Below are 20896 nucleotides of genomic sequence, written 5' to 3' on the forward strand. Positions count from 1 at the left end.
CAAGGAGGGACAATGCTGGTGCTGATTGGGGTGCCGATCGTCGTGATCGGTTTCGCGCTGCGCTTCAACGCGCTGCTGGTGGTCACGATCGCGGGGCTCGCGACGGGGCTGGCGGGCGGGATGAATCTCGTCGACATCGTCAGCGCGTTCGGCAAGGCGTTTACCGACAACCGCTACATGGGGCTCATCTGGCTGACGCTGCCGGTGATCGCGCTGCTCGAGCGCAACGGGCTCAAGGAGCAGGCCAGGCGGATGATCTCGCGCGTGCAGGCGGCGACCACCGGCCGCGTGCTGATGCTGTATTTCGTGCTGCGTCAGCTGACCGCCGCGCTCGGCCTCACGTCGCTCGGCGGACACGCGCAGATGGTGCGTCCGCTGATCGCGCCGATGGCCGAAGCCGCCGCCGTCAGCCGGCATGGCGATCTGCCCGAATCGGTGCGCCAGCAGATCCGCGCGCATGCGTCGGGCGTCGACAACGTCGCCGTGTTCTTCGGCGAAGACATCTTCATCGCGATCCAGTCGATCCTGCTGATCAAGGGCTTTCTCGAGCAGAACGGGATCGTCATCGAGCCGCTGCACCTGTCGGTCTGGGCGATCCCGACCGCGGTCGCCGCGCTGCTGATCCACTGCGCGCGTCTCGCGCTGCTCGACCGGCGGCTCGCGCGCGGCTTCGGCATGGTCGGGCGGGAGGGCGCGCGATGATCGGCCTCGAACCGTTGTATACGCTCGCCGGGCTGATGTTCGCCGCGTTCGCGTGCTTCAACCTGATGGACCGCACGAATCCGCGCCGCGTCGTCAATTTTGCGTTCTGGGCGATCTACGCGCTCACGTTCCTGTTCGGCGCGCTGCTGCCGCACTTCGTGACGGGCTGTCTCGCGATCGCGCTCGCGGTGATCGCGGGCTCGGGCAAGCTCGGGCGCGGCAAGTCCGACGAAGCCGGCGAGGCCGCGGCCGCGCGGCGCGACGCGAAGGCGCTGCGCTTCGGCAACACGCTGTTCCTGCCCGCGCTGCTGATTCCCGTCGTCACGCTGATCGGCACGTTCGCGCTGAAGTGGGTGCCGTTCGTCGATCCGAAGAGCGTGACGCTGATCTCGCTCGTGCTCGGCACGCTCGTCGCGTTCGCCGTCGCGCTCGCGATGCTGCGCGATTCGCCGGTTCATGCGCTGAAGGAGGCGCGTCACACGATGGACGCGGTCGGCTGGGCCGCGATCCTGCCGCAGATGCTCGCGGCGCTCGGCGCGCTGTTCGCGGTCGCGGGTGTCGGCGGCGTGGTGTCGGGGCTCGTGAAGGACTGGGTGCCGATCGATTCGCCGTTCGCGGTCGTCGCCGCGTACACGGTCGGCATGGCGCTGTTCACGATGATCATGGGCAACGGCTTCGCCGCGTTTCCCGTGATGACGGCCGGCATCGGCCTGCCGCTGATCGTCCACCAGTTCCACGGCAACCCGGCGATCCTCGGCGCGATCGGGATGCTGAGCGGCTTCTGCGGTACGCTGATGACGCCGATGGCCGCGAACTTCAACATCGTGCCCGCCGCGCTGCTCGAACTGAAGGACAAGAACGGCGTGATCAAGGCGCAGTGGCCGACCGCCGTTCTGCTGCTGGCCGTCAACACGCTGCTGATGTATGCCTTCGTATTCCGCTTCTGACGAGATGCCAATGACCGACCGACTCACCCCCGAACTCGCCTCGAAATTCGCGTCGCTCGCGCTCGCGCACCTGACCCGCGAATATCCGAACAAGCTCACACATTCGCTCGAAGGCCCGCACGACGTGCAGGGGCCGCGCGCGCTGCATCCGATCTTCTACGGCAGCTACGACTGGCATTCGTGCGTGCACGGCTACTGGCTCGTGCTGCGCGTGCTCGAACGCTATCCGGCGCTGCCGGAGGCCGAGCGGATCATCGCCACCGTCGACGCGCATTTCACCGACGCGAACGTTGCCGGCGAACGCGCGTATCTCGCGCTGCCGCACAACAGCGGCTTCGAGCGGCCTTACGGCTGGGCGTGGCTGCTGGCGCTGTCCGCGCAACTGGAGCGGCTCGCGCTGAAGGGCGTGGTGCCGCAGGCCGCGCGCTGGGCGAGGACGATGGCGCCGCTCACCGACCTGTTCGTGTCGCGCTTCGAAGCCTTCCTGCCGAAAGCGACGTATCCGCTGCGCGTCGGCACGCACTTCAACACCGCGTTCGCGCTGGCGCTCGCGCTCGATTTCGCGCGCGAGACGCAGCGCGACGGGCTCGCGGCGCTGATCGTCGATACCGCGAAACGCTGGCATTCGAACGACGTCGCGTGCCAGGCGTGGGAGCCGTCGGGCGACGAGTTCCTGTCGCCCGCGCTGATGGAGGCGGAACTGATGCGGCGCGTGCTGCCGGCCGGCGAATTCGACGGCTGGTTCGCGCGCTTCCTGCCGGATCTCGCACGCGGCGAGCCGGCGACGCTGTTCGTGCCGGCGACGGTCAGCGACCGCAGCGACGGCAAGATCGCGCACCTGGACGGATTGAACCTGAGCCGCGCGTGGTGCCAGCGCTCGCTCGCCGGTGCGTTGCCCGAAGGCGATGCGCGGCGCGCGAAGCTGCTCGATGCGGCCGGCCGGCATCTGGCGAGCGCGCTCGCGCACGTGGCCGGCGACTACATGGGCGAGCACTGGCTCGCGACGTTCGCGTTGCTGGCGGTGGAGGCATGACGCGCGAAACCTGAGCGCAACCCGCGCGAAGCCCGGATGAAGCCCGGATGAAGCCCTTGCCGGCGGCAAGGTCATCCGGGCGCGGCTATACTCGCCGCTCGGGCCGCTGCGCGCATCGTGCGTTGCGCACAGCGGCCATCCGCCAGTTCTCCGCTTCGCCATGGACAAGTTGATTGCCTACGTCGCTGCGATCCACGGGCTTGCCGGCCCGGTGTCGATCGTGTCGCATGCCACGTCGCACGACCGCTGGACCGACGACGACGTCGAGGTCACGCGCGACGAAACCGAATACCGCTTCGACAACGGCGCGATCGTGCGCCGCGCGGTCGAGCAGGACCGCGCACCGTCCGACCTGCTGTGCGCCGAATGCTGGATCGACTACGACGTGATCCGCCATCCCGACGCGCAGCCGATCAGCCCGACGCGGTTCACGTTCGACAACGCGTGCCGCGAGACTTTCTGGCTGCGTTACCACCTCGCGTGAGCCCGGGCGTGATTGCCCGGGGCGACGGTTTTGCATCCGGCGCAACACGGCTTTCCACCGACCGACCGGCGCGGCGCACCGGCGAGTCGATACACTGCCGTACCGGTTGCACGGGCCCCGGCGAACAGGCCCGGACGAAGGAGACAGGATAGATGGACACCCAACGCGCAGCGGTCGTGACGCACCGCGGCAATGCGATCGAAAACACTCACGTTGCCGATGTGGCGGTGGTGGATGCCAGCGGCAGGCTGCTGTTCCGGTTCGGCGATCCGTTCCGGACGACGCTCGCGCGTTCGGCGGCGAAGCCGGCGCAGGCCCTGTCGGTGATCGAGACGGGCGCGCCGGAGCAGTTCGGTTTCGACGACGCGGACATCGCGCTGATGTGCGCGTCGCACAGCAGCGAGGAGCGGCACATCGCGCGCACGCGGGCGATGCTGGCGAAGGTCGACGCGCAGGAGTCGGATTTGCGGTGCGGCGGCCATGCGCCGTTGTCCGACGCGGTGTACCGGTCGTGGATCAAGCGCGATTACACGCCGACCGGCGTGTGCAGCAATTGTTCGGGCAAGCACGTCGGGATGCTGGCCGGCGCGCGCGCGATCGGCGCGGCGATCGCCGACTACCATCTGCCGGAGCATCCGATGCAGGTGCGCGTGAAGCACGTGGTGGCCGATGCGTGCGGGCTGCGCGACGACGAAGTCGACTGGGCGATCGACGGATGCAACCTGCCGACGCCGGCTTTCTCGCTCGATCGGCTCGCGCGCCTTTACGCGTCGCTGGCCGATGGCGCGGATACGGTGGAGGCGGGCGGCGACGCGGCGACCGACCGCGTGCGCGCGCTGGCGCGCATCCATCATGCGATGACCGCGCATCCGGAGCTGGTGGCCGGAGAAGGGCGCTACTGCACGGTGCTGATGGGCGCGTTCGACGGGCAGGTGGTCGGCAAGCTTGGTGCGGACGGCTGCTACGGGATCGGCGTGCGCGCGTCGGAACGCACGCGGCAGCTCGGTGCGCACGGCGCGCTCGGCATCTCGGTGAAGATCGGCGACGGCAACATCGACGTGCTGTACATGGTCGTGAGTGAACTGCTCGAACGGCTGCAGATCGGTACGGCGGCGCAGCGCGCGCGGCTGGCCGCGTTCCATCGCCCGCGCATGCTCAATACGCAGGGCGTCGAGATCGGGCACGCAACGTTCCCGTTCGAATTGCAGGCGGCCTGAATGGCGTGAGCGTGCCGATGCACGGCCGCGGCGCGTCGTGAGCGCGGCGTGCGTCGGCGTGCGAGTGCCGCCTGGGCCGCCGCGCAGGCAAGCGCGGCGGCGACCGCAACCGCTGCGCACTACGCGCGCGCGTCGCGAATCTTCATCAGCAGTGCGTCCGACAGCGCACCGATGTCCGCGAGCTGTTCCGCGAGAAAGTCCTTCAGCACGCGCAGCTTCGCCGAGCTGCGCCGGTTCGCCAGATACGCGATGTAGATGTACTCGCCGGTCAGCTTGTTCTGCAGCCGATAGCGCGGCAGCACGGGTTCGAGCCGGCCGCTCGCGAGCAGGTCGCGCACCAGCCAGATCTCGAACTCGGCGATGCCGAGCCCCGCACAGGTCGCCTCGAGCAGCAGCTCCGAATGGTCGGTGACGAGGTTGCCGGCCGGTAGCACGCTGTGCCGCACTCCGTCGCTCACCAGTTCCCAGCGCGGATCGCCTTCGGGATGCACGTAGCGCAGGCAGTTGTGATGCGTCAGGTCGTCCGGCGTCGCGGGCCGCCCGCAGCGTTCGAGATAGCCGGGCGTCGCGCACAGGATGCTGTCGTTGCGCGACAGCCGATGCACGACCAGGTTGTCCAGATAGTTCTCGCCCTCGTGGATGTCGAGGTCGAACCCGCCGGCGACGAGATCGTTGTGGTTGTCGGTGAGCCGCACGTCGAGCTGGATCGTCGGATAACGCATGAGAAACGGCGCGACGAGCGGCGCGAGATGACGGCGGCCGAACGCGACCGGCGCGGTGAGCTTGAGCGGCCCGCTCGGGCGCGCATTGAGCTCGGCGACGACGCGCAGCGTGTCGTCGAGATCCGCGATCAGCGTGACCGCGCGTTCGAGGTAGATGTGGCCGGCCTCGGTCAGCGTCACGCTGTGCGTCGAGCGATGCAGCAGCGCGACGCCCAGCGCTTCCTCGATCGCGGTGATCTTGCGTGCGACGGTGGACGTCGACACGTGCATCTCTTTCGCGACCGCGGAAAAACTGCCCATGTCGACGACGCGCACGAAGGTGCGCATGGCGCCGAGATGGTCGACGCCGGTGTCTCTCGCTGGTGTTTTCATTCGATTCTCGCTGTTGCGTCCCACGCAAAACCGCTTTCGATAATACAGAAGCGAGCTTCTTTATGCAAAGGCATAGAATGCGATCCCGTCGTATCGGGATGCGGTGAGCGCAGCGTGTTTGCCGCGTCGGCACGGGACATTTGAGGAGGGGACCATGACGGAACAAGGCTTCCGCGTCGAAGCGGATCTTTTAGGTAAGCGAAGTATTCCGGAGCACGTGTACTACGGCGTCCATACGTTGCGCGCGAAAGAGAACTTCGATATTTCGGGGCGCACGATCGCGTCGCTGCCGTACCTCGTGATGGCGCTCGCCGCCGTGAAGGAAGCCGCGGCCGATGCGAACTGCGAGCTCGGGCTGCTGCCGGGCGCGTATCGCGACGCGATCGCCGCCGCGTGCGTCGAGATCCGCGAAGGCCGGCTGCACGACCAGTTCGTGGTCGACATCATCCAGGGCGGGGCCGGCACGTCGACCAACATGAACGCGAACGAGGTGATCTGCAACCGCGCGCTCGAAATCATGGGCCACGCGCGCGGGCAGTACGAATACCTGCATCCCAACGAGCACGTCAATCTCGCGCAGAGCACCAACGACGTCTATCCGACCGCGATCCGGGTCGCCACGTGCTTCGCCGTCGAGCACCTGCTCGAGGCGATGGCGCGCCTGCGCGATGCGTTCGCGGAGAAGGCCGATGCCTTTTCGGGGCTGCTGAAGCTCGGCCGCACGCAGCTGCAGGACGCGGTGCCGATGACGCTCGGCCAGGAGTTCTCGACCTACGCGGTGATGGTGACGGAAGACATCGCGCGCCTGCAGGAAGCCGGCTGGCTGATGCGCGAGATCAATCTCGGCGCGACCGCGATCGGCACCGGCATCACCGCGCACCCGCAATACGCGGAGAAGGCGCTGGCCGCGCTGCGCCGCATCACCGGCCTGGATCTCAGCACCGCGCCGAACCTGATCGAGGCGACGCAGGATTGCGGCGCGTTCGTGCAGATCTCGGGCGTGCTGAAGCGGATCGCGGTGAAGCTGTCGAAGATCTGCAACGACTTGCGGCTGCTGTCGAGCGGCCCGCGCGCGGGGTTCGGCGAGATCAACCTGCCGCCGGTGCAGGCCGGCTCGTCGATCATGCCGGGCAAGGTGAACCCGGTGATTCCGGAAGTCGTGAACCAGGTCGCGTTCGAGGTGTTCGGCAACGACCTGACCGTGACCTTCGCGGCCGAAGCCGGCCAGCTTCAGCTCAACGCATTCGAGCCGGTGATCGCGAGCGCGCTGTTCCGCAGCTTCAGCCACCTGACGGCCGCCTGCACGACCCTCACGGACCGCTGCGTGAGCGGCATCACCGCGAACCCCGAGCGGCTGCGCGAAACGATGGAGCGTTCGGTCGCGCTCGCGACCGCGCTGAATCCGTACATCGGCTACAAGCGCGCGACCGCCGTGGCCGCCGAGGCGCACGAGAGCGGCAAGTCGATCCGCGAAGTCGTGCTGGCGCACCGGCTGATGACCGAGGCGCAGCTCGACGAGGCGCTGCAGCCCGAAGCGCTGATCCGCCCGCGCGCGTACTGATTCCGGCCGCGCGGCGCCGGCACGAGCCGCCGGCGCGCCGCGCGCGGCCGTTCCCGCTGCGCCCCGCCGATGGGCGCACCACATCAAGAAACGGAGACACACCATGAAGCACGCCAGCGAGCGCCCGGCCGAGACGGCCGGCGGCGCGAATCCCCGTCATGCCGACCGCGACGCGATGTTCGCGTCGCACGAAGCCGGCTATGCGAAGCAACTGAAGCCGCGGCACGTGCAGATGATCGCGATGGGCGGTGCGATCGGCACCGGCCTCTTTCTCGGCGCGGGCGGCCGCCTGCAGAGCGCGGGGCCCGCGCTGGCGGTCGTGTATCTCGTGTGCGGCGCGTTCGCATTCCTGATCATGCGCGCGCTCGGCGAGCTGGTGATGCACCGGCCGACCAGCGGCGCGTTCGTGTCGTACGCACGCGAGTTCATGGGCGAGCGCGCGTCGTTCGTCGCCGGCTGGATGTACTACCTGAACTGGGCGACCACCGGCATCGTCGACATCACCGCGGTCGCGATCTACATGAAGTACTGGACCGTGTTCACCGACGTGCCGCAATGGGTGTTCGCGCTCGGCGCGCTGGGGATCGTGTCGGTGATGAACATGATCGGCGTGAAGGTGTTCGGCGAGATGGAATTCTGGTTCTCGATCGTCAAGGTCGGCACGCTCGCGCTGTTCCTCGCGGTCGGCGCCGTGTTTCTCGCGAGCGGCCATCCGGTTGCCGGCCAGGCGCCGGGGCTGCATTTGATCGCCGGGCACGGCGGACTTTTCCCGCACGGGATCCTGCCGGCGGTGCTGATCGTGCAGGGCGTGGTGTTCGCGTATGCGAGCATCGAGCTCGTCGGCGTCGCGGCGGGCGAGACCGCCGATGCGCGCAAGGTGCTGCCGAAGGCGATCAACAGCGTGATGTGGCGTATCGCGCTGTTCTACGTGGGCTCGGTCGTGCTGCTGACGATGCTGTTGCCGTGGACCGCGTACAGCGCGCACGAAAGCCCGTTCGTCACGTTCTTCAGCAAGCTCGGCGTGCCGTATGTCGGCACGGTGATGAACATCGTGGTGCTGACCGCCGCGCTGTCGAGCCTGAACTCCGGCCTCTATTCGACCGGGCGCGTGCTGCGCTCGCTCGCGATGGGCGGCTCGGCGCCGCGCTTCGTGTCGCGGATGAATGCGCGCGGCGTGCCGTACGGCGGAATCCTCGTCACGGTCGCGATCAATGCGATCGGCGTGCCGCTGAACTACATCGTGCCGGCCCAGGCGTTCGAGATCGTGCTGAACATGGCGTCGCTCGGGATCATCTCGACCTGGGGCTTCATCGTGATGTGCCAGATCCTGTTCCGCCGCGCGGTCAATCGCGGCGAGCTGAGCCCCGTGTCGTTCCGGATGCCCGGCGCGCCGTTCACGTCGTGGCTCACGCTCGGCTTCCTCTTCAGCGTGCTGGTGCTGATGGCGTTCGATTATCCGGGCGGCACGTGGACCATCGCGATGATTCCCGTCGTCGTGCTCGCGCTGGTGATCGGCTGGAAGCTGGCGAAGCGCCGCGCCGCGCGCGAGGCCGCCGCTGCGGCGCCGGCCATCGGCGATCCGGCGCGCAACGTCTGACGAGTCTGACGAGTCTGACGATATGCACGGGCGGCCTGGCCGCCCGGTGCGCTCAGTTCAACCCGGCACGCGCGTCGACCCAGCGGCCGAAATCGCGCGCCATCTGCGCGGTCAGTTCATGGCCGGCGTCGTACAGCCGCGTGTCGTGCGCGACGCCGAGCGCGGTCAGCTTCGCGTCGGCGGTGTCGGCCCATGCGACAGGGAGCTTGTCGTCGAAGCGGCCGTGCATCACCAGCGCGTGGAGCGGGCTCAATGCGTCGCGCGGCGCGATCAGCGGATCGATTTCCGGCAGGATGCGGCCGCACAGCACGGCGAACGCGGCCACGTCGGCCGGTGACGTGAGTCCGACGCTCGCGCTCATGATGCCGCCCTGGCTGAAGCCGGCGATCACGGTGGGCAATGCGGGGGCGCTGGGTTCGACGTCCCGGGCGCTCAACGCGCGCAGCAGCGTAATCAGCTGCACGCGGCTCGCGTCCGCGCGGGCCGCATCGATTTCCGGGCCGTTCGGGCCGAAGCGCACCGGAAACCACGCATGCTGGTTCGGGCCGAACGTCAGCGGGCCGCGCACGAAGGCGATTTCGATGCGCGGGTCGATCGTGCCGGCCAGGTTCAGCAGGTTGGTTTCGTTGCCGCCGACGCCGTGCAGCAGCAACAGGCGGCCCGCGGGGCGGCCGGCGGCCGGGCGCAGCCGGTACTGGAGGCCGGATTCGGAGTCGGTGGTCAGCGGCTGGACGTCGGTCATTGCGTGGGTCCGGTTGGGGAATGATCCGACAGTCTAGAGCGCGCGGGCGGGGAGGTGAATCGCCGGATGGCGATTGATTGTTTCCTGGCTGGAATGAATTCGGCGCCCGGGTGCTGGATATCGGGGGCAGCTATTCGCGTCGTGACGCGAGAAAATCCGCCGCGCAGTGTCTGTTTTCGTCAGTCAATATGCCAACCGGATGACTCGTCACGGCGGCCCATCGTTGATAAAGTAGATACGTTTTGTAGATATACGGAGTGTAGCGATGGAGACTGCCAAGATTTTCAGGCATGGCGGATCGCAGGCCGTCCGTTTGCCGAAGGATTTCCGCTTCGACACGACGGAGGTACGGATTCGTCGGCACGGCGCGTCTGTCATTCTCGAACCCGTGCCGCAAGACTGGGCATGGCTGACGCCGTTGATCGGCCCGGTTGACGCAGATTTCGAGGCCGCTGCGACGACCGAACCCGCCGCTCAGGAGCGTCCGGGGCTGGACGTCTTCGAATGAAGTTTCTGCTGGATACCAATGCGGTGATCGCCATTCTAAAAGGCGACCCAGCCGTGCTGGCCCGATTGCATAGGCATCAACCCGCGGATTTCGGAATGCCCGCGATCGTCGCGCATGAACTCTATTACGGTGCGTACAAAAGTCAGCGAGTGGAAGCGAATCTCGCACGCGTCGCGGGGCTCCAGTTCGAGGTCGTATCGTTTGACGCGGAAGATGCTCAACATGCCGGTGAAATTCGTGCGCAACTGACTGCGGCGGGAACACCGATCGGTCCATATGATGCGTTGATCGCGGGGCAGGCGCGAGCGCGGAGACTTGTACTCGTTACGCATAACACGCGCGAATTCGAGGGGGTCACTGCGCTGGAGGTCGAGGATTGGCTCGCAGGGCCGCGCGAAAACTGACCGTCCCGCGATCCCTTCCCGACCGGAACGCATTCCGTCCAAGCTGAGGCCGGCTTGCTGCAGGCTTGCCAGGCTCGCAGATTCAGCCCCCGGACCTCACCGCAACCGAATCACCGTCGACTTCAACTCCGTGTACTTCTCCAGCGCGTGCAGCGAGTTGTCGCGCCCGTTGCCCGACTCCTTGAAGCCGCCGAACGGGAAGTTCATGTCGTCTGTTTCCTCGTAGCCGTTCACCCACACCGTGCCGGCCCGCAGGCGGCGCGCGGTTTCGTGCGCGGTCGTCAAGTTTGCCGTCCACACCGACGCAGCCAGCCCGTAGCGCGTGTCGTTCGCGAGCGCGACGGCCGTATCGAGATCGTCGAACGCCGTCACCGCCAGCACCGGCCCGAAAATCTCCTCGCGCACGATCCGCGCTTCGGCGCGCGGGCAGTCGAACACGGTCGGCTCGACGTACTGGCCGCCGCTTTCCGCGCGCGCGCGCCTGCCGCCGGCGAGCAGCGTCGCTTCGTCGCGGCCGGCGTCGACGTAGCCGAGCACGCGCTCGACCTGCGCCGCATCGATCAGGCTGCCCATCCGCGTGTCGGGCGACAGCGGATCGCCGGGCGCGTACTCGGGCGCGATCGCGAGCACGCGCGCGACGAGTTCGTCGCGGATCGCACGATGCACGAGCAACCGCGAACCGGCTGTGCACATCTGCCCGGTGTTGTAGAACACCGCGTGCGCGACGGTGCGCGCCGCGCGTTCGAGGTCGGGGCAGTCGGGCAGCACGATCTGCGGCGACTTGCCGCCGAGTTCGAGCCATACGCGCTTCAGGTTCGAATCGGCCGCGCAGCGCGCGACCTTGTGGCCGACCGCGGTCGATCCCGTGAATGCGATGCAGTCGACGTCCGGATGCCGCGCGAGCGCTTCGCCCGCATCGCCGAAGCCGGGCAGCACGTTGAGCACGCCGGCCGGCAGCCCGGCTTGCGCGGCCAGCGCGGCGAGCCGCAGCGCGCTGAGCGGCGATTTCTCCGACGGCTTCAGCACGACGCTGTTGCCGGCCGCGAGCGCGGGCGCGCATTTCCACATCGCGATCATCGCGGGGAAATTCCACGGCACGACGGCCGCGACCACGCCGATCGGCTCGCGCGTGACGAGCCCGACGAGATGCGCATCGGCCGGCGCGACTTCGCCGCCCGTCTTGTCGATCGCCTCGGCGAACCACTCGGCGCAGTACGCGGTGGACGGAATGTCGATCGTGGTCGTGTCGCCGATCGGCTTGCCGGTGTCGAGCGTTTCGAGCAGCGCGAGATCGTCCGCGTGCTCGCGGATCAGCGCGACCCAGCGCAGCAGCACGCGCTTGCGTTCGCGCGGCGACGCGTCGCGCCACGCGCCGGTTTCGAATGCACGCCGCGCGGCGGCGACCGCGATATCGGCGTCGGCCTGCCGGCAATGCGCGACTTGCGCGAGCACGCGGCCGTCGATCGGGCTCGTGCACGTGAAGGTGGCGCCGTCGTGCGCGTCGCGGAATGCGCCGTCGACGAAGGCGCGGGAATCGATGTCGAGCTGGCCGGCGCGCGTGCGCCAGGCGTCGTTCGTCTGCATGGTATGGCTCCGTCCGGGTTCGGGGTGATCAGCGTGAAGCGGCGGCCGGGTGGCGGATCGCGATCGCGCGGCTCGCGTGCGGCTCGTGCGGCGCGCGCGCATGTTCGGCGTGAATCGCGTCGAGGTGCCGGCGGATCGCATCGGGGAAGGGCGCCGAGCGTTTCGCGCGCATGTCGACGTGCGTGAGCAGTTGCTCGGCGGTCGCGAGCTGCGCGCCGGTGGTCGCGTGATGCATCGAATGGAACACGTGCAGCCGCCGGTCGTCCATGTCGAGCAGCCGCAACGTGAGCCGCAGCGGCTCGCCGAGCATCGCTTCGCGCAGGTGGCGGAGATGCGTTTCCGCCGAATAGATCGAGCAGCCGGCTTCGCGATAGTCGTCGTCGATGCCGAAGTAGCGGAAGAACGCGTCGCTGCTGTCGCCGAACACGAGCAGGTAGCACGACTCGCTCATGTGGCCGTTGTAGTCGACCCACTCGGGCTGCACGGTGCAGCGATGCAGTTCGAGCGGCGTCGCGATCGGCGCGGCCGGGTCGTACGGGCGTGACTTCTGTCCTTCGTAGGCCGAGCGCAGGCGCGGCTCGGCGGCGGGGCTGAGGGTGGTCGTCATCGAGTGCACTCCGGGGTTCGGAACGGGCCCGCACGTCGTCCGCGGGGCTGCCGGTCGATGTTATGACGGGTTGAACGTTTTTTCAATAAAGAAATCGCCGATGCGTGTAAACACCGGTACTGATTCATTCATCAATCGATTGAACATTCATTCAACGAAACCTATACTCGCCAGCGCCGCGATGCCGAAGCGAAGCAGGCGGGCGGCGTTCGATCACAACGAAAAATCGATCCGCGTCGCGCGGAAACCGGAGACACCGAAAATGAAGAAGCGCTTCCTGCTGGCCGGCATGATGTCGGTGATGGTTCATGGCTACGCACACGCCCAGAGCAGCGTGTCGCTGTATGGGATCATCGACGGCGGCATCACCTACGTGAACAATGCAGGCGGCGCGCACGCGTACCTGTTCGACGACGGCATATCTTACGGTAACCGCGTCGGGCTGATGGGCACGGAGGATCTCGGCGGCGGCAACAAGGCGGTGTTCAAGCTCGAGAACGGGTTCCGGCTCGGCACCGGCAAGCTGAACCAGGGCGGCGCGATGTTCGGGCGGCAGGCGTACGTCGGGCTCGGCAACGACTGGGGCACGCTGACGTTCGGCAATCAGTACGACTTCGCATTCGACTTCACGGCCGCATACAACGTCAGCGCGTTCGGCAGCGGCTACGGCGTGCACCTCGGCGACTTCGACCGGCAGAGCGGCGACCGGCTGCAGAACGCGGTGAAGTTCGTCAGCAACAGCTTCCACGGGCTCGTGGTCGGCGGCATGTATTCGTTCAGCAACGACGCGGGCAGCTTCCACGACGGCAGCGCGTGGAGCGTCGGCGCGACCTATACGCACGGCGATTTCTCGGCGGGCGGCAACTACACGCGGCTCAATTCGCCGCGCGGGCTCGCGGCGCTCGATCCGTATGCGCAGATGGGCGTGACGACGATGCTCGGGCAGACGGTCGCGCGCATCGATCCGGCGACGGGCGCCGTGACCGACCTGCACGATTCGACGCCGTTCTCGATCGACTCGCAATCGATCTTCGGGATCGGCGCGTCGTACACGCTCGGCAAGCTGACGCTGAACGCGGACTTCAGCAACACGACGTTCAAGGGCTACGGGCAATCGTCGACGATGCGCGTGTACGAGGCGGGCGGCGTGTATCAGGCGACCGCGCCGCTGTCGCTCGTCGCGGGCTACCAGTACACGACGTTCGAAGGCCATCACTGGCACGAAGTCGCGCTCGGCACGCACTACGCGCTGTCCAAGCGCACCGACGTGTATGCGGCGGTCGACTGGATGCGGGCGTCGAACGGCGTGGACGCGGTGATCGGCTACAGCTTCACGCCGTCGACGAGCCGCACGCAGGCCGCCGCGCGCATCGGCATGCGGCATAATTTCTGATCCTTCCACGCTCCCGGGCCGGGTACGGCCGGCCCCGTCGATCATGTCCGATTCTTCCTCGAACGGCGACGTCGTCGCCGCGCTGCGCGACGCGCTCGGTGCCGATTGCGTGAGCACAGGCGACGCGATCGGCGCGCGCCATTTCACCAACTACGGCGAGGCGGCCGGCGTACGGCCGCGCGCATTGCTGCGCCCGCGCAGCGTCGACGACGTGAGCCGCGCGCTCGCGGTCTGCACCGCGCACCGGCAGACGGTCGTGCCGCAGGGCGGGATGACGGGGCTCGCGGCCGGCGCGGAGCCGGGCGCGCGCGACGTCGTGCTGTCGCTCGAACGGCTGCAGGGCGTGGTCGAGATCGACGCGGATGCGGCCACCGTCACCGCGTGGGCCGGCACGCCGCTGGAGGCGCTGCAGCAGGCGGTGGACGACGCGGGGTTCGCGCTCGGCATCGATCTCGGCGCGCGCGGATCGTGCCAGATCGGCGGCAACGTCGCGACCAATGCGGGCGGCAATCGCGTGATCCGCTACGGCACGACGCGCGAGCAGGTGCTGGGCCTCGAGGTCGTGCTGGCCGACGGCACCGTGCTGAGTTCGCTGAACAAGATGCTGAAGAACAACGCGGGCTACGATCTGCGGCAGATCTTCGTCGGCAGCGAAGGCACGCTCGGCGTCGTCACGCGGGTCGTGTTGCGGCTGCATCCGCGGCTCGCCGCGCCGTCGACGGCGTTGTGCGCGGTGCGCGATACGGCCGCGGCGCTCGCGCTGCTGCGCGCCGCGCGCACCGCATGTTCCGACTTGCTCAGCTTCGAGGCGATGTGGCCGGCGTTCTACGGCTACGTGTGCGAGCACACGCCCGGCATGCGCGCGCCGCTGCCGGCGGACGACGGCGTCAAGGTGCTGATCGAATGCGCGAGCGGCGATGCCGCGCAGACGGCCGAGCGATTCGAAGCCGTGCTGGCCGACTGGCTCGAACGCGGGCTGATCGACGACGCGGTGCTCGCGCAGAATGCGGCCGATGCGCAGGCGTTCTGGACGGTGCGCGAGGGGCTCGCGATCGACGATCTGCCCGGCCTCGTCAATTTCGACGTCGGCGTTCCGCCGCGCGAGACGGCCGCCTTCATCGAAGCGTGCGATCGCGCGCTGAAGGCGCGCTGGCCCGGCGCGCACGTCTTCTTCTTCGGCCATCTCGGCGACAGCAATCTGCACGTGTGCGTGTCGGCGCCGTATGCGGCAGGCGAGCGCGCGCACGACGTCGACGCGGTGCTGTATCCGCTCGTGCGCGATGCGGGCGGCTCGGTATCGGCCGAGCATGGAATCGGACGCTACAAGCGCGACTGGCTCGGCTGCTCGCGCAGCGACGCCGAGATCGCCGCGATGCGACGCCTGAAGCACGCGTTCGATCCGCTCGGGCTGCTCAACCCCGGCAAGGTGATCTGAGCGGCATCGCGTTCCGTATTGCCAATAGACAGCGGCCCGCTCGCATATCGCGCGAGCGGGCCGCCGCGTTTCAGGCCGGCGTCATGCGTCGAGCCGCACCAGCGCATCGACGGCCACCGCGCCGCGTTCCATCACCAGCAGCGGATTGACGTCGAGCTCGACGAGCGTGTCGGCGTGCGCCTGCGCGAAGCGCGCGATCGCCATCACGTTCGCGACCGCCGCATCGAGATCGGCCTTCGGCCGCCCGCGATAGCCGGTCAGCAGCGGGCCGAGCTTCAACCCGAGCAGCGCGTCGCGCACGTCGCTTTCGCGCACCGGCAGCAGCAGCGTCGCGGTGTCGCGGATCAGTTCGACCAGCACGCCGCCGGTGCCGAGCACGAGCGCGAGACCGAAATTCGGCTCGCGCTTCACGCCGACGATCAGTTCGAGCAACGGCGCGTCGGCCATCTTCTCGACGAGGATGCGCTCGACGCGCACGTCGGGCGCGTATCGCGCGACCTGTTCCGTCATCCGTTCGACGGCCGCGGCCACGGCTTCCGGCGAACCGAGCTTCAGCGCGACCGCGCCGGCCTCGGTTTTGTGCGGCAGGCGATCGCTGACCACTTTCACGCAGACCGGAAAGCCGAGCCGCTGCGCGGCGGCCGGCGCATCGGCGGGCGCGACGCATTCGGCCGCCGGCACGTCGAGCCCGTGCGCGACGAGCATCCGCTTGCTCGCCCATTCGTCGTGCAGCGTCGCGGTGCCGTCTCCGCCGTCGCCCGCCCGCAGCACCGGCAGTGCGTTCAGCGCATCGGCGTCGAGCACGCGGCGGCGCGTGTCGCCGTAAGTCATCGCCGCGCCGATCGCGTCGATCCCGTCGGCGAGCCCCTGCAGCGGCGCGATGCCGGCCGCGGCCATGCGTGCCGCGTGATCGGGCGGCGTGAGGTCGGGGAACACCGAGATCACCGCGCCGACCACGCCGTGCTGGCGCGCGGACGCCGCGAACGCGTTCGCCGCGATGTCGCACAGCGGCCGTTCGCCGGTCGCTTCCTGCGGATAGTCGAGGATCATCGCGGCCGCGCCCGGGCGATCCGCGAGCAGCGCGTCGCAGCATGCGCGCATCTTGTCGGGGGCGCCCCACGGCGTCGTCGTGAAGTCGAGCGGATTCGCGATCGTCGCGTATGCGGGCAGCACGGTGCCGAGCGCATCGCGGCCTGCGTCGCCGACCGGCGGAAACGCGATGCCGCGCGCTTCGCCGAGATCCGCGACGAGCCCCGCGTCGCCGCCGGACGTCGCCAGCGCGGCGAGCGTGCGGCGCTCGGGCACGCCGGCGATCGCGAGCAGCTTCAGCGTCTCGACGAGGCCGACCGGGTCCTTCACGCGGATCACGCCGAGCCGCCGGAACAGCGCGTCGTACAGCGCGTCGGAGCCCGCGAGCGAACTCGTGTGGCTCATCGCGAGCTGCGCGCCGAGCGTCGACGTGCCGCTCTTGAGCGCGACGATCGGCACGCCGCGCGCGAGCGCGCGGGCGGCGGCTTCGCTGAACGCGCGCACGTCCTTCAGTCCTTCGAGATGCACGCCGATCGCGCGGATGCGCGGATCGTCGACGAACGCATCGACGAGGCGCGCGACGTCGACCGACGCCTGGTTGCCGACGCTGGCCAGGTAGGCGAACGGCACCGAGCGCGCGCTCATCGACAGGTTGTACGCGAGGTTGCCGCTCTGCGTGATCACCGCGACGCCCGATTCGACGCGCGGCGCACCGTGTGCGACCGGCCACAGCGCGCTGCCGTTCAGCCCGTTGATCAGCCCGTAGCAGTTCGGGCCGAGCACGGCCATGTCGCCGGCCGCGTCGACGAGCGTTTGTTGCAGCGCGGCGCCGTCGGCGCCCGTTTCGGAGAAACCCGACGCGTACACGATCGCGCCGCCCGCGCCGCGTTCGGCGAGCGCGCGCACGACGTCGATCGCCTGGCGCGCCGGCACCGCGACGAACACGGCGTCGGGCGCGGCGGGCAGGTCGGCGACGCTTGCATGGCAGCACACGCCGTCGATCTCCGCGTGATTCGGATTGACGAGCCAGATGTCGCCGGCATAGCCGTAGTCGCGACAGCGCTGCACGGCGCCCGCGATGCCGCGTCCGCCGACGAACGCGATGCTGGCCGGTTCGAGCAGCCGGCGCAGATTGGCCGCGGCGGCCGCGCGGCGGTCCCTGACTGCGGGAGAGGAGGTCATGAGCATTCCTTTCGGAAGTCGCGCCGGACGCGCCGGCGCGACGGTTCGCGTCAGCTGTAGCGGCGGAGGATTTCCTTGGACAGGATATGGCGCTGGATCTCGGACGTGCCTTCCCAGATGCGCTCGATGCGCGCATCGCGCCAGAAGCGCTCGATCGGCAGTTCGTCCATCAGCCCCATGCCGCCGTAGATCTGCACCGCGTGATCGGTCACGCGGCCGAGCGTCTCGGTCGCCAGCAGTTTCGCGAGTGCGGCATCGCCGTCGGTCATCGTGCCCTGGTCGAGCTTCTGCGCGGTGTAGAGCGTGACGAGCTCCGCCGCGCGAATCTCGGTCTGCATGTCCGCGAGCTTGAACGACGTGCCCTGGAAGTCGCCGATGCGCTTGCCGAACTGATGGCGCGTCGCGGCCCATTCGGCGGCCATCTCGAACGCACGCTGCGCGCGGCCGATGTTGTTCGCGGCGACCATCACGCGGCCGGCCGTGAGCCAGTCGTTCGCGAGCTCGAAGCCGCGATGCTCTTCGCCGAGGATCTGCGCGGCGCTCACGCGGCAGTCGCTCAGGAAGATCTCCGACTGGTGATAGCCGCGCAGGCTCGTGCAGTGCGGGCCGCGCCGCACGGTCATCCCCGGCGTGTCCTTGTCGATCAGGAAGCAGGTCACGCGCTTGCGCTTCTGGCCGCGCACCTCCTCCTCGCCGGTGACGGCGAACAGGATCACGAAGTCGGCCGTATCCGCGTGGCTGATGAAATGCTTGCTGCCGTTGATCACGTAATCGTCGCCGTCGCGCACCGCGCGCGTGCGGATGCCCATCGCATCCGAGCCGGCGCCCGGCTCGGTCAGCGCGAAGCAGTCGACGCGCTCGCCGCGCACGGCCGGTTTCAGGTAGCGCTCGATCTGGTCGCCCTTGCACGCCATCAGGATCTTGCTCGGCCGCGCGACGAACACGTGCAGCGCCCAGCTCGTGCGGCCGAGTTCGCGTTCGACGAGCGCCTGCGTCACGTAGTCGAGGCCCGGGCCGCCGGCGCTTTCCGGCATGTTGAACGCGTAGAAGCCGAGATCGAGCGACTTGCGGCGGATCGAGTCGGCGAGCTCGGGCGGCACGTCGTCCGCACGATCGACCGCGAATTCATGAGGCTGCAGTTCCTTCTCGACGAACTGACGCAGCGACGTCACCAGCATGTCCTGCTCTTGGGTCAGCGAAAAATCCATCAATCATCTCCCGACAAAATGAGGTGCGCGACCTTCGACCGACGCACGAAGCGCTTCCTGACCGTCCTCGCTGTGACCGCACGCGACGCAGGCTGCCAGCTCGCCGCGCAATTGCTCGGCAAGGGTATGGGTGAGCGACTGCGCGAGCAGCGCCTTGGTATGACCGAACGCGACGCTCGGGCCTTGCGCGAGACGCGCGGCGAATGCGGCGACGTGCGCCGCGAACGCATCGGCATCGACGACTTCGGACACGAGCCCGGCCGCGAGCGCGTCCTGTGCGTTCCAGCGTTCATTGAGAAAGATGAAGCGGCGGGCGACGTCGGGGCGCGCGATGCGCGGCAGGAACCAGCTTCCGCCCATGTCGGGGCTGTAGCCCATGCCCGTATACCCGCAGCGCAGCGACGCGGCCGTGCTCGCGATGCGGAAATCGCACGCGAAGCCGATGTCGGCGCCCGCGCCGACCGTCGAGCCGTTCAGCGCCGCGACGGTGGGGCGCGGAAACGCGGCCAGCACCTGCACGAAGCGGTGCGCGCGCTCGCTCCAGCCGTACGTGTCGAGTTCGCCGTTGCGCTCGGCCTCGGCCCATTCGTCGACGTCCGCGCCCGCGCAGAACGCGCTGCCGGTGCCGGTCAGCACGAGGCAGCGCACGGCCGGATCGTTCGCGAGCGCGTCGAGTGTCTCGCGCAGAAAGTCGAGATGCGGCCGCGCGAGCGAATTGCGTTTCGCCGGACGGTTCAGGCGAAGGGTCACGACGCCGTCGTGCCGTTCGATTCGGATGTCCTCGATGCTCATGCTGATCACTGTCTCCTGGTTGTCGTGTGTCGGGGTTGTGTCAGAGCCGGCAAGGGTCGCCGCTACTTGCGGACCGCATTTCGGCATAGTATAAGTTCTGTTAAATGAACGTTCAACCCAAATGTGAGTCGGCCAGGAGACACACGATGAGCGTGGTGATGGAGACGTCGGCAGGTGTGGAGGCGGGGCAACCCGCCGCGGAAGCGGCGCGCACGGAAGCGGCGGCGCGCAGTGCGGGCGGGGCGGGGCTGCAGATCGACCGCGTGTCGAAGCGCTACGGCAGCGTGCATGCGTTGCGCGAAACGACGATCGACATTCCGCGCGGCGAGTTCCTGACGATCCTCGGGCCGTCGGGTTCCGGCAAGACGACGCTGCTGACGATCGTCGCCGGGTTCGAGCATCCGAGCACCGGCGACCTGCGCGTCGGCGGCCGCAGCATCGTCGCGTTGCCGCCGGAGAAGCGCAACTTCGGGATGGTGTTCCAGGGCTACGCGCTGTTTCCGCACATGACGGTCGAACAGAACGTCGCGTATCCGCTGATGGTGCGCAAGCAGAAGGGGCCCGACGCGGTGAAGCGCGTGAAGGCCGCGCTCGATCTGGTGCGGCTCGGCCATCTCGCGGATCGCCTGCCGCGCCAGTTGTCGGGCGGTCAGCAGCAGCGCGTCGCGATCGCGCGCGCACTCGTGTTCGATCCCGATCTCGTGCTGCTCGACGAACCGCTCGGCGCGCTCGACCGCAAGCTGCGCGGCGAGGTGCAGGTCGAACTGAAGGCGTTGCACGAACGGCTCGGCGCGACCTTCCTGTTCGTCACGCACGACCAGGAAGAGGCGCTGTCGATGTCGGACCGGATCGCGATCATGCGCGACGGCCGGCTCGAACAGATCGGCACGCCGGACGGGCTGTACGAGCAGCCGGCCAACCGCTTCGTCGCGGACTTCCTCGGCAAGAGCAACTTCATCGAGGGCATTGCGCTCGGCGGCGATGCGACGGCGACGCATTACCGCGTCGGCGATGCGCGTTTCGTCGCGCCCGCATGCGGCGCGCGCGCCGACGACACGCTGCTGTTCGCGCTGCGCCCGGAGAAGGTCGCCGTGTCGGCGACCTCATGTGGCGGCGCGCACAACGAAGTGGCGGGGCGCATCCGTCACTGGAGTTATTTCGGTTCGTCGTACCGCTTCGAGATCGAGACGTCGGCGCTCGGTCGCATGACGGCGGACGTGCCTGCGTGGCGCGGGCTCGCGTCGCCGCGCACCGGCATGGACGTGTTCGTGCAGTGGGAGCGCGACGCGACCTGCCGGATCGCGGCCGACTGACGCGGCGAAGCTTGCATCCCGCGCGACGCGGCACCCGCCGCCGTCGGCGGCCGATTCACCGGCG

General features: G+C 68.5%; 19 protein-coding genes. 12 read left to right on the plus strand and 7 right to left on the minus strand.

All coding sequences use genetic code 11. From position 1 onward, the window contains the following. Window positions 1-12: 12 nt before the first annotated feature. The 5 genes from DCN14_RS05585 (at window position 13) to DCN14_RS05605 (ending at window position 4383) form a co-directional block, all read left to right on the plus strand. Complete coding sequence (locus DCN14_RS05585; RefSeq protein WP_096499274.1) at window positions 13-702, plus strand: DUF969 domain-containing protein; 690 nt, start codon at window positions 13-15, stop codon at window positions 700-702. After that, complete coding sequence (locus DCN14_RS05590) at window positions 699-1649, plus strand: DUF979 domain-containing protein (RefSeq protein WP_096499272.1); 951 nt, start codon at window positions 699-701, stop codon at window positions 1647-1649. Before DCN14_RS05585 ends, DCN14_RS05590 begins: the two co-directional genes overlap by 4 nt. Window positions 1650-1659: 10 nt before the next feature. Then, window positions 1660-2682 carry a DUF2891 domain-containing protein gene (locus DCN14_RS05595; protein ID WP_096499270.1) on the plus strand — a complete coding sequence of 341 codons (1023 nt, stop codon included), beginning with the start codon at window positions 1660-1662 and terminating at the stop codon, window positions 2680-2682. Window positions 2683-2842: 160 nt separating this feature from the next. Beyond that, window positions 2843-3166 (plus strand): hypothetical protein, encoded by a 324-nt coding sequence (locus tag DCN14_RS05600; protein WP_096499268.1) that lies wholly within the window; start codon window positions 2843-2845, stop codon window positions 3164-3166. Between the two features lie 152 nt (window positions 3167-3318). Then, window positions 3319-4383 carry an asparaginase gene (locus tag DCN14_RS05605; RefSeq protein ID WP_096499266.1) on the plus strand — a complete coding sequence of 355 codons (1065 nt, stop codon included), beginning with the start codon at window positions 3319-3321 and terminating at the stop codon, window positions 4381-4383. Between the two features lie 119 nt (window positions 4384-4502). Here DCN14_RS05605 and DCN14_RS05610 read toward each other — a convergent pair whose 3' ends face one another. Continuing rightward, the gene (locus DCN14_RS05610) at window positions 4503-5477 is read right to left on the minus strand and encodes a LysR family transcriptional regulator (RefSeq protein ID WP_096499264.1); all 975 of its coding nucleotides are present in this window, start codon (window positions 5475-5477) and stop codon (window positions 4503-4505) included. Window positions 5478-5631: 154 nt separating this feature from the next. Between DCN14_RS05610 and aspA the strand changes: the two genes are divergently transcribed. Together aspA and DCN14_RS05620 are read left to right on the plus strand one after the other, a co-directional pair. Then, window positions 5632-7038 (plus strand): aspartate ammonia-lyase, encoded by a 1407-nt coding sequence (gene aspA, locus DCN14_RS05615; RefSeq protein WP_096499262.1) that lies wholly within the window; start codon window positions 5632-5634, stop codon window positions 7036-7038. Between the two features lie 103 nt (window positions 7039-7141). Next, the gene (locus DCN14_RS05620) at window positions 7142-8635 is read left to right on the plus strand and encodes an amino acid permease (protein ID WP_096499260.1); all 1494 of its coding nucleotides are present in this window, start codon (window positions 7142-7144) and stop codon (window positions 8633-8635) included. 52 nt (window positions 8636-8687) lie between these two features. Here the strand turns inward: DCN14_RS05620 and DCN14_RS05625 are convergent, their stop codons facing one another. Beyond that, entirely contained in the window at window positions 8688-9377 is a 690-nt protein-coding gene (locus DCN14_RS05625; RefSeq protein WP_096499258.1) for a phospholipase, read from the minus strand. A gap of 265 nt (window positions 9378-9642) precedes the next feature. Here DCN14_RS05625 and vapB point away from each other — a divergent pair, with 265 nt between their 5' ends. Beyond that, a complete protein-coding gene (gene vapB, locus DCN14_RS05630; RefSeq protein ID WP_096499256.1) occupies window positions 9643-9885 on the plus strand; it encodes a type II toxin-antitoxin system VapB family antitoxin in 243 nt (80 codons plus the stop codon). Next, window positions 9882-10289 (plus strand): type II toxin-antitoxin system VapC family toxin, encoded by a 408-nt coding sequence (locus tag DCN14_RS05635; RefSeq protein WP_096499254.1) that lies wholly within the window; start codon window positions 9882-9884, stop codon window positions 10287-10289. The genes vapB and DCN14_RS05635 overlap by 4 nt, the downstream gene beginning before the upstream one ends. 96 nt (window positions 10290-10385) lie before the next feature. On the opposite strand, the gene DCN14_RS05640 is transcribed toward DCN14_RS05635, so the two are convergent. Together DCN14_RS05640 and DCN14_RS05645 are read right to left on the minus strand one after the other, a co-directional pair. Beyond that, entirely contained in the window at window positions 10386-11873 is a 1488-nt protein-coding gene (locus DCN14_RS05640) for an aldehyde dehydrogenase (protein ID WP_096499251.1), read from the minus strand. A gap of 28 nt (window positions 11874-11901) precedes the next feature. Continuing rightward, a complete protein-coding gene (locus DCN14_RS05645) occupies window positions 11902-12480 on the minus strand; it encodes a thioesterase family protein (protein WP_096499249.1) in 579 nt (192 codons plus the stop codon). A 262-nt stretch (window positions 12481-12742) separates the two neighbouring features. On the opposite strand from DCN14_RS05645, the gene DCN14_RS05650 reads away from it, so the two are divergent. Then, entirely contained in the window at window positions 12743-13873 is a 1131-nt protein-coding gene (locus tag DCN14_RS05650; RefSeq protein ID WP_096499353.1) for a porin, read from the plus strand. Between the two features lie 43 nt (window positions 13874-13916). Further along, on the plus strand, window positions 13917-15308 hold the full coding sequence (locus DCN14_RS05655; protein WP_096499247.1) for an FAD-binding oxidoreductase: 1392 nt from the start codon (window positions 13917-13919) through the stop codon (window positions 15306-15308). A gap of 81 nt (window positions 15309-15389) precedes the next feature. Here the strand turns inward: DCN14_RS05655 and DCN14_RS05660 are convergent, their stop codons facing one another. The 3 genes from DCN14_RS05660 to DCN14_RS05670 are packed head-to-tail and all read right to left on the minus strand — an operon-like array spanning window position 15390 to window position 19519. After that, window positions 15390-17519, minus strand: a complete 2130-nt coding sequence (locus DCN14_RS05660; RefSeq protein WP_096499245.1) for an acetate--CoA ligase family protein — start codon at window positions 17517-17519, stop codon at window positions 15390-15392. Between the two features lie 50 nt (window positions 17520-17569). Beyond that, the gene (locus DCN14_RS05665; protein WP_096499243.1) at window positions 17570-18727 is read right to left on the minus strand and encodes an acyl-CoA dehydrogenase family protein; all 1158 of its coding nucleotides are present in this window, start codon (window positions 18725-18727) and stop codon (window positions 17570-17572) included. A 3-nt stretch (window positions 18728-18730) separates the two neighbouring features. Then, a complete protein-coding gene (locus DCN14_RS05670) occupies window positions 18731-19519 on the minus strand; it encodes an enoyl-CoA hydratase-related protein (RefSeq protein ID WP_096499241.1) in 789 nt (262 codons plus the stop codon). A gap of 146 nt (window positions 19520-19665) precedes the next feature. Between DCN14_RS05670 and DCN14_RS05675 the strand changes: the two genes are divergently transcribed. Then, window positions 19666-20832 (plus strand): ABC transporter ATP-binding protein, encoded by a 1167-nt coding sequence (locus DCN14_RS05675; RefSeq protein ID WP_096499239.1) that lies wholly within the window; start codon window positions 19666-19668, stop codon window positions 20830-20832. The last annotated feature ends 64 nt before the right edge of the window (window positions 20833-20896 follow it).

The sequence above is a fragment of the Burkholderia sp. IDO3 genome (assembly GCF_003366075.1).
In the GTDB taxonomy this organism is placed as follows: Bacteria; Pseudomonadota; Gammaproteobacteria; order Burkholderiales; family Burkholderiaceae; genus Burkholderia; species Burkholderia anthina.

What these genes read in the sequence shown, in the direction of transcription:
- DCN14_RS05585 (WP_096499274.1), top strand. Translation starts at nt 13, where the DNA reads ATGCTGGTGCTGATTGGGGTGCCGATCGTCGTGATCGGTTTCGCGCTG.
- DCN14_RS05590 (WP_096499272.1), top strand. Translation starts at nt 699, where the DNA reads ATGATCGGCCTCGAACCGTTGTATACGCTCGCCGGGCTGATGTTCGCC.
- DCN14_RS05595 (WP_096499270.1), top strand. Translation starts at nt 1,660, where the DNA reads ATGACCGACCGACTCACCCCCGAACTCGCCTCGAAATTCGCGTCGCTC.
- DCN14_RS05600 (WP_096499268.1), top strand. Translation starts at nt 2,843, where the DNA reads ATGGACAAGTTGATTGCCTACGTCGCTGCGATCCACGGGCTTGCCGGC.
- DCN14_RS05605 (WP_096499266.1), top strand. Translation starts at nt 3,319, where the DNA reads ATGGACACCCAACGCGCAGCGGTCGTGACGCACCGCGGCAATGCGATC.
- DCN14_RS05610 (WP_096499264.1), bottom strand. Translation starts at nt 5,477, where the DNA reads ATGAAAACACCAGCGAGAGACACCGGCGTCGACCATCTCGGCGCCATG.
- aspA (WP_096499262.1), top strand. Translation starts at nt 5,632, where the DNA reads ATGACGGAACAAGGCTTCCGCGTCGAAGCGGATCTTTTAGGTAAGCGA.
- DCN14_RS05620 (WP_096499260.1), top strand. Translation starts at nt 7,142, where the DNA reads ATGAAGCACGCCAGCGAGCGCCCGGCCGAGACGGCCGGCGGCGCGAAT.
- DCN14_RS05625 (WP_096499258.1), bottom strand. Translation starts at nt 9,377, where the DNA reads ATGACCGACGTCCAGCCGCTGACCACCGACTCCGAATCCGGCCTCCAG.
- vapB (WP_096499256.1), top strand. Translation starts at nt 9,643, where the DNA reads ATGGAGACTGCCAAGATTTTCAGGCATGGCGGATCGCAGGCCGTCCGT.
- DCN14_RS05635 (WP_096499254.1), top strand. Translation starts at nt 9,882, where the DNA reads ATGAAGTTTCTGCTGGATACCAATGCGGTGATCGCCATTCTAAAAGGC.
- DCN14_RS05640 (WP_096499251.1), bottom strand. Translation starts at nt 11,873, where the DNA reads ATGCAGACGAACGACGCCTGGCGCACGCGCGCCGGCCAGCTCGACATC.
- DCN14_RS05645 (WP_096499249.1), bottom strand. Translation starts at nt 12,480, where the DNA reads ATGACGACCACCCTCAGCCCCGCCGCCGAGCCGCGCCTGCGCTCGGCC.
- DCN14_RS05650 (WP_096499353.1), top strand. Translation starts at nt 12,743, where the DNA reads ATGAAGAAGCGCTTCCTGCTGGCCGGCATGATGTCGGTGATGGTTCAT.
- DCN14_RS05655 (WP_096499247.1), top strand. Translation starts at nt 13,917, where the DNA reads ATGTCCGATTCTTCCTCGAACGGCGACGTCGTCGCCGCGCTGCGCGAC.
- DCN14_RS05660 (WP_096499245.1), bottom strand. Translation starts at nt 17,519, where the DNA reads ATGACCTCCTCTCCCGCAGTCAGGGACCGCCGCGCGGCCGCCGCGGCC.
- DCN14_RS05665 (WP_096499243.1), bottom strand. Translation starts at nt 18,727, where the DNA reads ATGGATTTTTCGCTGACCCAAGAGCAGGACATGCTGGTGACGTCGCTG.
- DCN14_RS05670 (WP_096499241.1), bottom strand. Translation starts at nt 19,519, where the DNA reads ATGAGCATCGAGGACATCCGAATCGAACGGCACGACGGCGTCGTGACC.
- DCN14_RS05675 (WP_096499239.1), top strand. Translation starts at nt 19,666, where the DNA reads ATGAGCGTGGTGATGGAGACGTCGGCAGGTGTGGAGGCGGGGCAACCC.